Annotated in this window: 9 protein-coding genes; 2 read left to right on the top strand and 7 right to left on the bottom strand. The window is 41.7% G+C overall.

Annotated features, from left to right (window positions below; all coding sequences use genetic code 11):
- Positions 1-7 precede the first annotated feature (7 nt).
- The 3 genes from nrfE to NYR63_RS01105 form a co-directional block, all read right to left on the bottom strand.
- Positions 8-1,903 carry a heme lyase NrfEFG subunit NrfE gene (gene nrfE / locus NYR63_RS01115; RefSeq protein WP_279457777.1) on the bottom strand — a complete coding sequence of 632 codons (1,896 nt, stop codon included), beginning with the start codon at positions 1,901-1,903 and terminating at the stop codon, positions 8-10.
- 177 nt (positions 1,904-2,080) lie between these two features.
- Positions 2,081-3,946, bottom strand: coding sequence for a monovalent cation:proton antiporter-2 (CPA2) family protein (locus NYR63_RS01110; protein WP_279457776.1), 1,866 nt, complete (start codon positions 3,944-3,946; stop codon positions 2,081-2,083).
- A 93-nt stretch (positions 3,947-4,039) separates the two neighbouring features.
- Positions 4,040-6,562, bottom strand: a complete 2,523-nt coding sequence (locus NYR63_RS01105; protein ID WP_279457775.1) for a class I adenylate cyclase — start codon at positions 6,560-6,562, stop codon at positions 4,040-4,042.
- Positions 6,563-6,817: 255 nt separating this feature from the next.
- Between NYR63_RS01105 and fabB the strand changes: the two genes are divergently transcribed.
- Positions 6,818-8,035: a beta-ketoacyl-ACP synthase I gene (fabB, locus tag NYR63_RS01100; protein WP_279457774.1), complete on the top strand. Its 1,218-nt coding sequence runs from the start codon at positions 6,818-6,820 to the stop codon at positions 8,033-8,035.
- A 121-nt stretch (positions 8,036-8,156) separates the two neighbouring features.
- Here fabB and dxs read toward each other — a convergent pair whose 3' ends face one another.
- Both dxs and suhB read right to left on the bottom strand, forming a co-directional pair.
- On the bottom strand, positions 8,157-10,010 hold the full coding sequence (dxs, locus tag NYR63_RS01095; protein WP_279457773.1) for a 1-deoxy-D-xylulose-5-phosphate synthase: 1,854 nt from the start codon (positions 10,008-10,010) through the stop codon (positions 8,157-8,159).
- 112 nt (positions 10,011-10,122) lie between these two features.
- Positions 10,123-10,935, bottom strand: a complete 813-nt coding sequence (gene suhB / locus NYR63_RS01090; RefSeq protein WP_279457772.1) for an inositol-1-monophosphatase — start codon at positions 10,933-10,935, stop codon at positions 10,123-10,125.
- A gap of 166 nt (positions 10,936-11,101) precedes the next feature.
- Between suhB and NYR63_RS01085 the strand changes: the two genes are divergently transcribed.
- Positions 11,102-12,199 (top strand): TrmH family RNA methyltransferase, encoded by a 1,098-nt coding sequence (locus NYR63_RS01085; protein ID WP_279457771.1) that lies wholly within the window; start codon positions 11,102-11,104, stop codon positions 12,197-12,199.
- 60 nt (positions 12,200-12,259) lie between these two features.
- Here the strand turns inward: NYR63_RS01085 and NYR63_RS01080 are convergent, their stop codons facing one another.
- The gene (locus NYR63_RS01080) at positions 12,260-12,883 is read right to left on the bottom strand and encodes a LysE family transporter (RefSeq protein WP_279458518.1); all 624 of its coding nucleotides are present in this window, start codon (positions 12,881-12,883) and stop codon (positions 12,260-12,262) included.
- Positions 12,884-12,895: 12 nt separating this feature from the next.
- Complete coding sequence (locus NYR63_RS01075) at positions 12,896-13,369, bottom strand: phosphatidylglycerophosphatase A family protein (RefSeq protein WP_279457770.1); 474 nt, start codon at positions 13,367-13,369, stop codon at positions 12,896-12,898.
- Positions 13,370-13,375 lie beyond the last annotated feature (6 nt).

The following is a 13,375-nucleotide window of genomic DNA, read 5'->3' as shown; positions in this document are numbered from 1 at the left end:
CAAGAGGTTATTTTCGACGATAACCGAATAAGGCGAGTATGGAAGCTAGCACCATAATAATACCGCCGAGCCATAATGCTCCGACATAAGGTTTATAATGCAAACGGAACGCATATTCCAAATTACCTAATTTGTCGCCCATCACAATATAAATATCGTCCAAACCGTGATGATAAAGCCCGACTTCCGACATCGTCATGGTACGAATATCATAATAACGACGTTCCGCTACCACCGTTGCAAGCGTTTTTTCCGCTTTACTAATACTAAACAGCGCGTTTTCGGACGTATAGTTTGCACCGATACCGTCCTGATAATCTTCATATTTAAAGGTAAAACCGGCAAGATCCGCCTGTTGCTGCGGTTTTAAACGTACTCCGATTTCATCGCCATAATAACTGTTCATCATGGCTCCGATAACACAAATCGCAAAACCGATATGCGCTAAACGCATGGCAAGCGGTCGGATTTTCCAAAATTTGCTCGAATAAGGCAAATGCGTCAAAATAATCCACACTGCTAGACTGACAAATAGCGTCGGTAATATGTCAAATTGATGTAATTTAGTTTGCGAAATCGTTTGTTGAATCAAGATAAAACTTAGTCCGACCGCCACCGGTAACAGCCATAATTTCATCAAAATTTGTTTCGACGGAATTTGCTTCCAACGCAATACCACCGCAAATCCCATTACCGTCATTAACAGTAATGCCAGCGGCGCAAAAACATTATTAAAATAAGGTGCGCCGACCGAGATTGAACCCCAATTCATTGCCGTAAAAATCATCGGGTAAAAAGTCCCGAGCAACACAACCGAGGCGGCTACGCTCAATAGCCCGTTTACTAGTAATAAAGCGGTTTCTTTGGATAGCGGTTGGAAACGTACTTCGCCCTGCCATAAATTCACTCGGAAGGCGAACAAGGCTAACGCAATAAAACTTAAACTGAAAAACAGAATAAGCAGCGCCATTCCTCGATCCGGATCAACCGCAAACGCATGTACAGAAGTGAGTACGCCGGAACGAACGATAAAAGTACCGAGCAAGCTCAACGCAAAAGCAAAAATCGCCAGTAAAATCGTCCAATAGTTAAAGATTCCGCGCTGTTCACTCACCACTAAACTATGCACTAATGCAGTCCCCAGCAGCCATGGCATCAACGAAGCGTTCTCGACCGGATCCCAAAACCACCAGCCCCCCCAGCCTAATTCATAATATGCCCACCATGCGCCGAGAATAATCCCTGCGGTAAGAAAACCCCAAGAGATCATGGTCCAAGGTCGAATCCAACGTACTATCGCAGCATCTAACATACCTTCCATCAATGCCGCCACAACCATTGCGAAACTCACCGCAAAACCGACATAGCCTAAATAAAGTAAAGGCGGATGGAAAATAAGCCCTACGTCTTGTAACATCGGGTTAAGATCTCTGCCTTCCGGCGGAGGCGGAAAGCTACGCTCGAACGGATTGGATACCAATAAAATAAAGAGCATAAATCCAAGGCTGATTAAACCTAATACCGCCAATGTTCGTCGGTTAAACAAGCGGTCGGATTTATCTGAAAAAATGCAAAACACGCTAGTCCATAACGTCAGTGCCGTTAGCCAAAACAGCATTGAGCCTTCATGACCGCCCCAAGTCGCTGCAAATTTAAAGAAGTCCGGTAATTGACTATTAGAATGCTGCGCAACATAAATAACCGAGAAATCATCGCTCAAAAAAGCATAAGCCAATAGACCGAAAGACAATAAACAACCTATCGTTTGCAAGTTACTTAATAAAACATTGTATTGAAGCAAACTCGCTTTCTTGGTTAGCTCTCCCCACAATGTCAGCCCTACTTGGCAAATAGCGGCAACCGCCGCAAAAATTAACGCAAAATAACCCAATTCAGGAAGCATAGAAACCTACTTCAACTTCAATAAATAACATCTGATTTTACAAAGAAAATCTCAAAAATAACCGCTTGTTTTCACTAAACCTAATCATAAAGATTTGTTACCTTTATGTAAACGAAAAGGGCGATAACTCGCCCTTTGTTGTTAAGATATTTGATCAAATACGAATTTTTCAATGCTTTATTTCTCTTCATTGTTTGTATTTGAACTCACCGATTCTTCCGCCAAAATTTCCGCCGCGTCCTCATTCAATGCTTCCGCCGCTTGCTGAGGTTTAACAAACGGTTTCGGAGTGAAATATTTCCGAATTAATTCCGCCGAAGTACCGTAAATAAGCTCTTCTTTAAAACGTTCTTTATCCAGCAAGCGAACATTCTCTACGATTTCGGTCGCTTCCACTTCATCCACGCCTAATTTCATCATTGCCGCTTTACTTAATACCAAAGCGGATTCCAATGTTTCGCGAATTTGGAAATCTACGTGTAATTTGGTTAGTTCAATCGCACTATGACGGTCATAAGTTCGTGCGAATATCGGGGTAAGCGGATACTCATTCTTAATTTGTTCGACAATTAATGCGCTACGTGTCGGATTATTAATCCCTAACACGACACAATCGGCTTTTTCCAATCCGCTGGCTCGTAATACGTCTAATCGCGTACCGTCTCCGTAATACACTTTAAACCCGAAAGTAGCCGCCGCTCGAATACGATCAGTACTTGAATCAATCACGGTAACCGTAATACCTCTCGCTAACAATGCCTGACAGACAATCTGACTAAAACGCCCGAATCCGATAACAATTACGCTGTTCTCCAAATCTTCGGCAATCTCAATCCCCATCATATTCGGAGCTTCGGCACTCGCTTTACGCGCAATCATACGTTGCATCAGCAACATCACTAACGGCGAGATTAACATCGACACAATCACCGCTGCGGTAAAAGTCGCCTGCTGATCTTGATCTAATAATCCAGCCGCCGCCGCTGCAGAAAACAGTACGAAAGCAAACTCACCGCCATGGCTCATAATCGAAGTACGCATTAAGGCTTCTCGATTCGAAAGCCGTGTAATCAAAGCGATAATATAAACGCCAAATGCTTTCCCAAACACGCACACCGCAACGATACTTAATAACCAAACTAAATCGTTAAACACGAAATTCAGATCAAGCGACATACCGACACCCATAAAAAACAGCCCGAGTAATAGCCCTCTGAACGGTTCTATATCCGCTTCCAACTGGTGCCGAAAAGAAGATTCGGACAGAATAACACCGGCGACAAACGCCCCCATTGCCATCGAAAGTCCGCTCATTTCCATCAATAACGCCGCACCGAGTACCACTAGCAATGCCGCAGCGGTCATCATCTCTCGGACTTTCGCTTTCGAAATCATTCTAAATAACGGATTCATCACCCATTTACTGCCGATAACTAAAATAAGGATACCGACAATCGCAATACCGATAGAAGTTAAACTTGATGTTTGTTCTTCATTCGCTTGTTCCGGTGCCAGAAAAGCAATCGTTGCCAGTAAAGGTACAATAGCCAAATCTTCAAATAACAAAGTCGAAACAATGCGTTGTCCTTTTTGAGTACTCGCAATCCCTTTATCTTCAAGCACTTGCATTACAATCGCTGTAGAAGAAAGGGTAAAACCCGCCCCGGCAATAAAAGCGACTTCTTTGCTTAACCCAAGAATATAAATGCCGGCTAAGGTCAATAACACGCCGCAAGTCGCAACTTGCAAGAACCCTCGTCCAAAAATCGCTTTACGCATACTCCACAATAATTCGGGGTGCATTTCCAAACCGATAATGAACAGGAACATCACAACACCGAGTTCCGCCAAATGAACGACCGCTTGCGGATCCTGAATCAATCCTAACACCGACGGGCCAATCAGACAGCCCGCCACTAAATAACCCAGTACACTACCTAGCCCGATACGTTTAAATAACGGCACAATCGTAATACTGGTAGCAAGTAACGCCACAATTTTCGCTAATTCCGGATTATCTAAATGAGAGATATCGATCGACATAAAATTGAGATTCCAAATATAAAATAACTAAATTAATACCATCCTGTTCCAGTACATCTTAATTTAGCAAGTTGAGTAATAAAAATACGATTCTTACTGCATTTGCCGCAAATATTGGCGATGTTGCTTACTTTGGAAAGGCACAATTTGCGTTTTGCCATCTAAACGAATTAATTGATAAAATTGGGGAAAATTAAAACTTTCCAACGAAGCATTTTCTTTACTCTTTTCAGCGGCATGCATTCGATTGATTTCTTTTACTTTTTCTTCTTTAGAGCAAAAACAATCGTAACAAATTTCTAAGGTGTTTCGTTCATCTAAAATATATACGTTAAAGCTACCGTCCGCATTATCCTCAAAGAAAAATTGTAGAAACCCCTCACTGGCAAATTCATCAATTTCTTTCGGAAAAACACTGCTTGCTTTAGCTCGTACACCCGCTTCATCTTGTAAATTTGCAACTTTTGGGCTAAATTCGACCGCTTGCTCATCTATCGGTTGAATCTCTACTTTTTGTTTACCAAAAACGAATTGCCACATTTTGCCGGCAACTTTTAAGGTACTTAACGGTTGTTTTTGTGAAATCGTTCCCGTTTGAATCGTAATACATTTATGCACCAATTCCGCAATAAAGTCACGTAACTCACTGCGTAAATGACGGCTGTAACAAAAAACATTAACCGATTGCGGTGAAGCCGAGCTTCGATAAATCTTATTAGAGATCAACTTCAATGCTTTTAAAATCGCATCGTCGCCTTCAAAATGCTGCGTTCTGATTTCATTCCACAAATTCCGGTAAATAATGCTTACACTGCCGACTAAACTCTGCTGAGTCGAGCCAAAATTAAATAAATCGCTCGGCTGTAGGGTACGTCGGGTCTCCGACAATTTTTGCGTCGGATCTTTAACTAAATTTACCGCTAAAATCAGGCTGCGAATTTCGTTCGGATGCAACAAATCATCGTCAATCATTTCCGGAGCTTTAACCGGAAATGATAAACGTAAGTCGGTAATAAATTGGCGCAAACGAGCCAAATCCAAACTGCGGCTGACCAAATGCAGTTGGGTATTGGAAGTAATTACCCCGTTAAAGTAGCCCCAAGCAACCAATTTGGTTAGATTTTTCGCCTGTCTAACGTAGCGTAACGCCGGATCATAAGGACTTCTCGGTGCTTGATTGATCATATACCAGCCCGCTTGCATCGCAGATCCTTCCCGTACTTCAATAAAAGTCACCGCACTTTCCGCCAAATTCTCGGAAATTTGAGGATTAATTAACGGCACTTTACCCGGTGCCATTTCAAACACCGAATATAATTTTCGCATTAAAATATCAATATCACTGGCTAAAATGCTCGGATCGATATGAAATTTTCGGGCGAATTGAATTAAATTTCGATAACTCTGCAACAGCTGCTCGACAATAATTTGCTGATGAGTGACCGCTTGCTTAATTTTCCAATTTTGACGATTGTCCAGTAAGTTAAGTTCTTGCAGGTTCCAATTCCATCCCTCGATTAACTCTCTTAGAGCCTGCGTACGCCATGTTTCTCTCGCTTCGCCCTCACTCGCTTTCACATAGAAACACATTCTTAACCGCGATAAACGCAACATTTCTTTACGCCGACTCAGATAGCCCGTCACTTGCTCCAACATCGCCAGATAAGGATCAAAATGATATTCGCAATCTTGCTCTGAGAGTAATTTCAACTTGAATTGTTTTGAGATCAAATCCGTATCCGGATAAGTATCCGCATAACTTTCCAATAATAAAATTTTGATTGCCGATTTATAAGGATATTCAATCCCTTTATATAATTGCCAAAGGCTCGCACCAAAAAACTCATCGGCTGAAAGCGATGAAAAATCGCCGAAATCAACCCATTCCTCCGGATTAAATTCGGTAGAAGATAAATATCGCTGATAAAGTCCGTCAGGTAAATGTAACCAAAGCAATCGCTTACCGGCTAAACGAATCGCCGAACGATAAAATTCATCCAATAAGAAATAATGTTGCGCAGAACCGCTATGTTCTTCATTTACATCGCTATGATATAAATGCGCTTTAAAATGCGCCGGATTCATCAAATAGAAGTTGATTTCCACGCCTAAATGTTTAGCCCATTGTTTAATTTTTTCCAGTTTCTGCTCAATTAATTGGTACTCTAAAGCATTTAAACGATCAGAATAACACAGCCATAAATCAATATCGGATAGACTGGTTTGCGTAATTGCACCGGTACTGCCCATAGAATAAAGCCCGTCAAACGCAGTAAAATCGGAAGGACTTTGAAGTGCATAACGGTCTATTGATAATTGGGAAAGATAATGCGCTTGAGATTCCGAAAGTTCAAAAGAAGCGATACCGCTCGGTGCATTCTTTACATATGCGGGTAATTCCGGCAAATTGGCATGGATTAAAAGCGGTAATAATGAGAAAACCTGCTCGAATTGCGGACTGTTCGCCGCTAAAGCACGTTGAGTTCTGAAATGATCCAACGCATCAACACGAGAAATTCCCCATGTAATATGTGATGTCCAATCAATATTTTTTGAAAAGGAAGCCTCGGATAAATGATTATTTATCGTATTTGTTGATAACTGTAACGTTTTCACATTTACTCCCTTACAACATAAAAGTGTGATCAATGTAACATTTTGATAAAAAAAGTAAAGACAGCCGCCAAATAACTTTTGACATCTCGCAAAAATTTTAGAAAAACAGCTCGGATCAGAATTGAAACCATCACGAAAAGAGTTCAGACCAGTCCTAAAATCATGTAAAATAAATAAGTTTTAGTAGCTTACTTTAGCGAACAAGTGTAAGCTGAATCTAATATCTTACGAAATCAATCTGATGAAGGAAACAAAATGAAAAGAGTCGTTATCACTGGTTTAGGCGTTATTTCTAGTATCGGTAACAATAAAGAAGAAGTTTTAGCTTCATTAAAAGAAGGTAAATCAGGTATTGAATTCGTTCCTGAATTTGCTGAAGTCGGTATGCGCAGCCAAGTTGCCGGCACAATTAAATTAAATCCGGCCGAATTAATTGACCGTAAAGTCTATCGTTTTATGGGGGATGCCGCCTCTTACGCTTATCTTTCAATGAAAGAAGCTATCGAAGATTCAGGTTTAACCGAAGATCAAGTATCAAACGATCGTACCGGTTTAGTTATCGGTGCAGGTACCGGTTCGGCACACAGCCAATTAGTGGCTTGTGATGCGGTACGCGGTCCGCGCGGCGTGAAAGCGGTTGGTCCTTATGCGGTAACCAAAACCATGGCATCAAGCGTATCGGCATGTTTAGCGACACCATACAAAATTCGTGGCGTAAACTATTCAATCAGTTCTGCATGTGCAACTTCTGCGCACTGTATCGGCCATGCAATGGAATTAATCCAATTAGGTAAACAAGACGTTGTATTTGCTGGTGGTGCGGAAGAACTTTCTTGGGAATGTGCAACCGAATTCGATGCGATGGGAGCGGTTTCAACCAAATATAACGATAACCCGACTAAAGCAAGCCGTGCTTATGACGCAAACCGTGACGGTTTCGTTATCGCAGGCGGCGGTGCGGTTGTGGTTGTTGAAGAATTAGAACACGCACTTGCACGTGGCGCAAAAATCTATGCTGAAATCGTAGGCTACGGTGCAACCTCTGACGGTTATGACATGGTTGCGCCAAGCGGTGAAGGTGCGGAACGTTGTATGAGACAAGCGTTAGCAACCGTAAACGGTGAAGTGGAATACATTAACGTACACGGTACTTCTACACCGGTTGGTGATGTGAAAGAGTTAGGTGCAATTAAAAACGTATTCGGTGATAAAAAACCTGCGATTTCATCAACAAAATCAATGACAGGCCACTCTTTAGGCGCAGCGGGCGCACACGAAGCAATCTACTCATTATTAATGTTAGATAACGGCTTTATCGCACCAAGTATTAACATCGAAACATTAGACGAACAAGCGGAAGGCTTAAATATCGTGACAGAACGTCAAGAGAAAGCATTAACAACCGTAATGTCTAACAGCTTCGGTTTCGGTGGTACGAATGCTTGCTTAGTATTCCAAAAATATAACGGTTAATTGAAAAATCGTATAAAGTAAAAAAGTGCGTTTAATACGCACTTTTTTATTAGCTTAAGCGGTCGAATTTGGCTTACTTTTTACAAAAAAAGCTCATCTTCGTTGAAGATGAGCTTTTTCTTTATCGAGTTACTATCGATTGAATTCTCTGCTCAATGCCTGCCGCATCTAAGCCTAAATCTGCATAGCTTTCCGCTTGGGTCGCTTGTGGCACAAAGAAATCAGGAATACCAAGCATGACAAGCGGTCGAATTTTACCGATTTTTTGCAAATATTCATTCACAAAACTGCCTGCACCACCTTGAATTGCATTTTCTTCCAAGGTAACCAATAACTCATGCGAATCCGCTAATTCCGCTACTAATTGTTCATCAAGCGGTTTCACAAAACGCATATCTACCAGCGTGTAATTATGTTTTTCTGCAACGATACGTGCTTCATTTAGCAATGGACCAAAGTTTAGAATCGCCACTTTTTGCCCTTGCTGAATTAGCTTACCTTTACCAACTTCAAGCGCTTGCATCGGTTCTAACGCCACACCTTGCGCATTACCTCTCGGGTAACGTACCGCCACCGGTGTATTCATGCTATAAGCCGTATAAAGCATTTGACGCATTTCATTCTCGTCTGACGGACACATAATCGTCATATTCGGGATACAGCGCATAAAACTCACGTCAAATGCACCTTGGTGAGTTTGCCCGTCCGCACCGACAATCCCAGCTCGGTCAATCGCAAAAATCACCGGTAAATTTTGAATCGCCACATCGTGAATCAGCTGATCGTAAGCACGTTGCAAGAAACTTGAATAGATCGCTACCACCGGCTTATAACCGGCAATTGCTAAACCTGCACCGAAAGTCACCGCATGCTGTTCAGCAATCGCAACATCAAAGTATTGTTCAGGGAAGCGTTTTGAAAATTCAACCATGCCCGAACCTTCCCGCATTGCCGGTGTAATCCCAATTAACTTGCTGTCTTGTTCCGCCATTTCGCATAGCCAATTACCAAAAATATCCGAATAAGTTGGAATCGTTTTTGATTTCGGCAATTGCCCACAAGTCGGGTCAAATTTAGGCACGCCGTGATAGCCAATCGGATCATTTTCCGCCGGCTCGTAACCTTTACCTTTTTTGGTACGAATATGTAAGAACTGTGGGCCTTTTAGCTCACGCATATTGCTTAACGTTTTAACCAATTCATCAATATTATGACCGTCGATCGGACCGATATAGTTAAAACCTAACTCTTCAAATAAGGTACTTTCCGGCGAGATCACCCCTTTCATATGTTCTTCACTTTTCTTCATGAAGTTTTTAATGGTCGGGACTTTATCCAATACTTTTTTGCTGCCGTCACGTACGGTCGTATAGATTGAACCTGAGAAAATACGTGCCAGATGATTATTTAGTGCGCCGACATTCTCGGAAATCGACATTTCGTTGTCATTTAAAATGACTAACATATCCGTATGTAACGCACCGGCATGATTCATCGCTTCAAACGCCATACCCGCCGTAATTGCCCCATCACCGATCACACATACGGTTTTTCGTCCGGCATTTTCTTTTTCTGCCGCTACAGCAATACCGACACCGGCACTGATTGAAGTCGAAGAATGACCGACACTTAATACGTCATAAAGGCTTTCCTCACGCCAAGGGAAAGGATGGATACCGTTTTTTTGGCGAATGGTATGCATTTGGTCACGACGACCGGTAAGAATTTTATGCGGATACGCTTGATGACCAACGTCCCAAATCAGTTGATCAAAAGGCGTTTGATACACATAATGCAAAGCCACCGTCAGCTCTACCACCCCTAAACCGGAGGCTAAATGACCGCTTGTTTGGCTAACCGATTCCAGTAAATAAGCACGAAGCTCATCCGCCACAGGCTGTAATTGCTCTTTTGCAAGCAAACGCAAATCTTCCGGAGAATTGATTTGGCTTAACAGAGGATATTTGTTTTGCATAGTGTTTTCTTTTTTTATTTAACTACGAACCGCACAAATTAACACGGATATTGCAAAATAACCGGAAAATTCAACCGCTTATTCGCTTTATCCGTGTAATCTATGCGTTAAATTAGTTTTTAAGATCTTCAGTTAATGCCGGCTGGATCGCATTTAAAATCTCTTTTACCACACGAGCCTGACCCGCTACGACATTACCTGATTTTAAGTAATCCGTACCGCCAACAAAGTTTGTTACGATTGCTCCCGCTTCACGTGCAATTAAATCGCCCGCTGCGCAATCCCACGGTTTTAAACCGATTTCAAAGTAACCGTCCACACGATTTGCCGCTACATAAGCTAGATCAAGTGCCGCAGAACCGGTACGACGGAAATCCGCCACGCCGTTATTCATTAAACCTTCTAGCATATTTAAGTGCGCAGGACGATGTTTAGCCGCTTTGAAAGGAAAGCCGGTTGCAAGTACGGTACCGTTTAAATCACGACGTTCCGTTTCTACACGTAAACGGAATTCATTGAGTTTTGCACCTTCACCGCGCACGGCAGTGAAAAGTTCATTACGGATTGGGTCATAAACAACTCCCACTGTTGTACGACCGTTTTCACGTACCGCAATCGAAACCGCAAAATGAGGTAAGCGTTTCACGAAGTTTGTTGTACCATCTAATGGATCAATCACCCATTGCACATTTTCGTTTTCGCCTGCCAAGATACCTGATTCTTCGCCGACAATAGCGTGATCAGGATAAGATTTACGAATAACTTCGATAATCGCCGCTTCCGCCGCTTTATCAATTGCCGTTACATAATCATTTGTACCTTTTTGAGCCACTTCGATTTCACTCGCGGCTTGCTCATAGCCTTTAGCAATAATATTGCCTGCTTTTCGTGCAGCACGAATAGCAATGTTTAACATTGGGTTCATAATTCCACCAGATTTTAAAGAACATAAAAAGACGACTGATTATAAAGAAACTCGATAAATAAAGAAATAACAAGCGGTCTGATTCTCAAAATTTTTTGCAAAAAAGCGGTATTTTACTAAGTGAATAAACTATAATAGCCCGAAATTTTCCCTAAGGAACAATCAAATGAAACCAAAATTTAATGAAAATAAACCTCGCTTTCAAACCGTTGATGAGCGTCGTGATAACAAATTCCAAACCAAATCAAACCGCTTTAGCGATGACTCTAATTCAAACCGCCGAGAGCAACGTAACGAACGCTCTTCAAACCGTTTCGAAGATAAACCTCGTTTTGACAAACCGAAATTCGGTGGTGATAAAACCCGCTTCGAGCGAAAAGATCGCCAAGAAGCTCGTGAAGTGGTTTACCCGACAAGCGGTAAAAAAGCCGGCGGCGAAGGTAGCGTACAAATTAGTGTAAAAGGCGGCAATAGCACAATTAAAGAGAAAAAAACCGGCCCGCTTTCTCCTCGCGCACCGGAAAAAATTAAGAAGAACCGAGCGGAAGAAATGAAAGTGTACGGCGAAAACGCCTGCCTTGCATTGTTTAAACAAAGACCGGATGCGATTGTGCGTTTATGGGCAACTGTAGAAGGCGCGAAAAAGTTAGGCGATATGCTTAGCTACCTCGCCGAACACAAAAAAGCTTACCATGTGGTAGATCGTGTCGAAATGGAACGCGTTACCGGTACAGAACATCACGGCGATGTCTGTTTATTAGTGAAAAAAGCCGTACCGTTCTCATTAGAAGGATATCTACAAGTACCGCGTAAACGTGACTGTTTAGTCTTGCTGGATGCGGTAAATAATGCACAAAACGTAGGCGGTATTATTCGTACTTGTGCGTTCTATGGGGTAAGCGGTGTAATTGTAGAAAGTGCAGATACGCTTAATTCAAGTGCTGCGGCTCGCGTTGCCGAAGGCGGCTTAGAATTTGTCCGTCCGCTTGAAACTAAACATAAACAAATCGCACTGACGCAATTACGTAATGCCGGTTATCAAATCGTCCATTTAACCCGCAATAAACAAGCAACTTCGCTGGCAAAAACCAAATTAGCTGAAAAAACGGTATTCGTATTAAGTGAAATTCCGGCACAAGATATTGAATATCCGGAAGATACCACCGTACAACTTTCTTTTGAAAACCCGTTAAACAGCGGCTTAAATGTGGCGGTAAGTGCCGGTATCGTGCTGAATCAATGGTACCAAACACATATCGTTTAAGATTGAAACTAAAAAACAGGCTTACGCAAAAACGTAAGCCTGTTTTTCTTTGGACTTTTGTCAGCCTATTAGCCCTTTTATTCCGTCAAAAATCAGAATCATACCAAATACAATAAAAATCACACCGGCGACATTATCAATATAGCGGCTATATTTTGCATAAAAATTGCGAATCGGTTTGCGAGAGAAAAGCAACGAAACCAATAAGAAATAAACAAATGCGCTCCCGACTAAAATCATTAATACCGCAAGTAAATCCGCCATATTGGATAATTGTGCAACATAGCCGGATAACACACTGCTAAAAAATACCGCAATTTTGGCATTCGCAATATTCACACTTAATGCTTTTAAAATTTCTTGTCTAGCCGTCGTTTGCACCACTTTTGCTTTTGACTCATCAAATTTTGCATTTTGGGTAACTTGCGCCATTTTAACGCCCATATAAGCCAAAAAGCTTCCGCCTAAAATCATAATAATATACTGAATAATATGCGTAGTTTGGCTCAAGACAGATAATCCAAACACTGCTACAACCGCCCAAATTGCTACACCAATAGAAATACCGATACAAGCACAGATCGCATTACGCGTACTATCGCTTGCCGCTTTTCGGCTAATATAGAAAAAATCAGGGCCGGGGCTAATTAAACCGATTAATTGCACAATAAAAATCGTCATCAACATAACACTTTCCTAAATAAACCAATAAATAAAATGTAAAACAATCAGAGCATAAATTGCAGCAAGAATATCGTCAAACATAATGCCTAAACCGGTTTCCAATTTTTCATCGAAATAACGAATCGGATAAGGCTTTAAAACATCAAAGAAACGGAAACAAATAAACGTCAGTATATAAGCCAGCCAATTATATTCGGGTAAAAACGCAAACATCAGAAAAATTGCCACAATTTCATCCCATACGATACGTCCGTCATCATGTACATTTAGATCTCGACTGGTTTGCTCGCAAATATGGCAACCGGCAATAAAACTAATCAGGGATAAACCGATAAAGAATAGAGAACTCTCGGTCAAATTCCACAATAAAACGGCAATCAAAACACCGGCAAGCGATCCCCATGTACCCGGAGCCGGTTTTAATAAGCCAGAGCCAAAACCGCAAGCGAATAAATGAATCGGATTTTTTAAATTAAAACTGTTCATAGCTAT

Source organism: Actinobacillus genomosp. 1, from assembly GCF_029774175.1.
Lineage (GTDB): Bacteria > Pseudomonadota > Gammaproteobacteria > Enterobacterales > Pasteurellaceae > Actinobacillus.
This window is presented reverse-complemented; position numbering and strand designations above follow the sequence as displayed.

Excerpts from the sequence above, each read along its gene's own strand:
- nrfE (WP_279457777.1), bottom strand. The coding sequence starts at position 1,903 with ATGCTTCCTGAATTGGGTTATTTTGCGTTAATTTTTGCGGCGGTTGCC.
- NYR63_RS01110 (WP_279457776.1), bottom strand. The coding sequence starts at position 3,946 with ATGTCGATCGATATCTCTCATTTAGATAATCCGGAATTAGCGAAAATT.
- fabB (WP_279457774.1), top strand. The coding sequence starts at position 6,818 with ATGAAAAGAGTCGTTATCACTGGTTTAGGCGTTATTTCTAGTATCGGT.
- dxs (WP_279457773.1), bottom strand. The coding sequence starts at position 10,010 with ATGCAAAACAAATATCCTCTGTTAAGCCAAATCAATTCTCCGGAAGAT.
- suhB (WP_279457772.1), bottom strand. The coding sequence starts at position 10,935 with ATGAACCCAATGTTAAACATTGCTATTCGTGCTGCACGAAAAGCAGGC.
- NYR63_RS01085 (WP_279457771.1), top strand. The coding sequence starts at position 11,102 with ATGAAACCAAAATTTAATGAAAATAAACCTCGCTTTCAAACCGTTGAT.
- NYR63_RS01075 (WP_279457770.1), bottom strand. The coding sequence starts at position 13,369 with ATGAACAGTTTTAATTTAAAAAATCCGATTCATTTATTCGCTTGCGGT.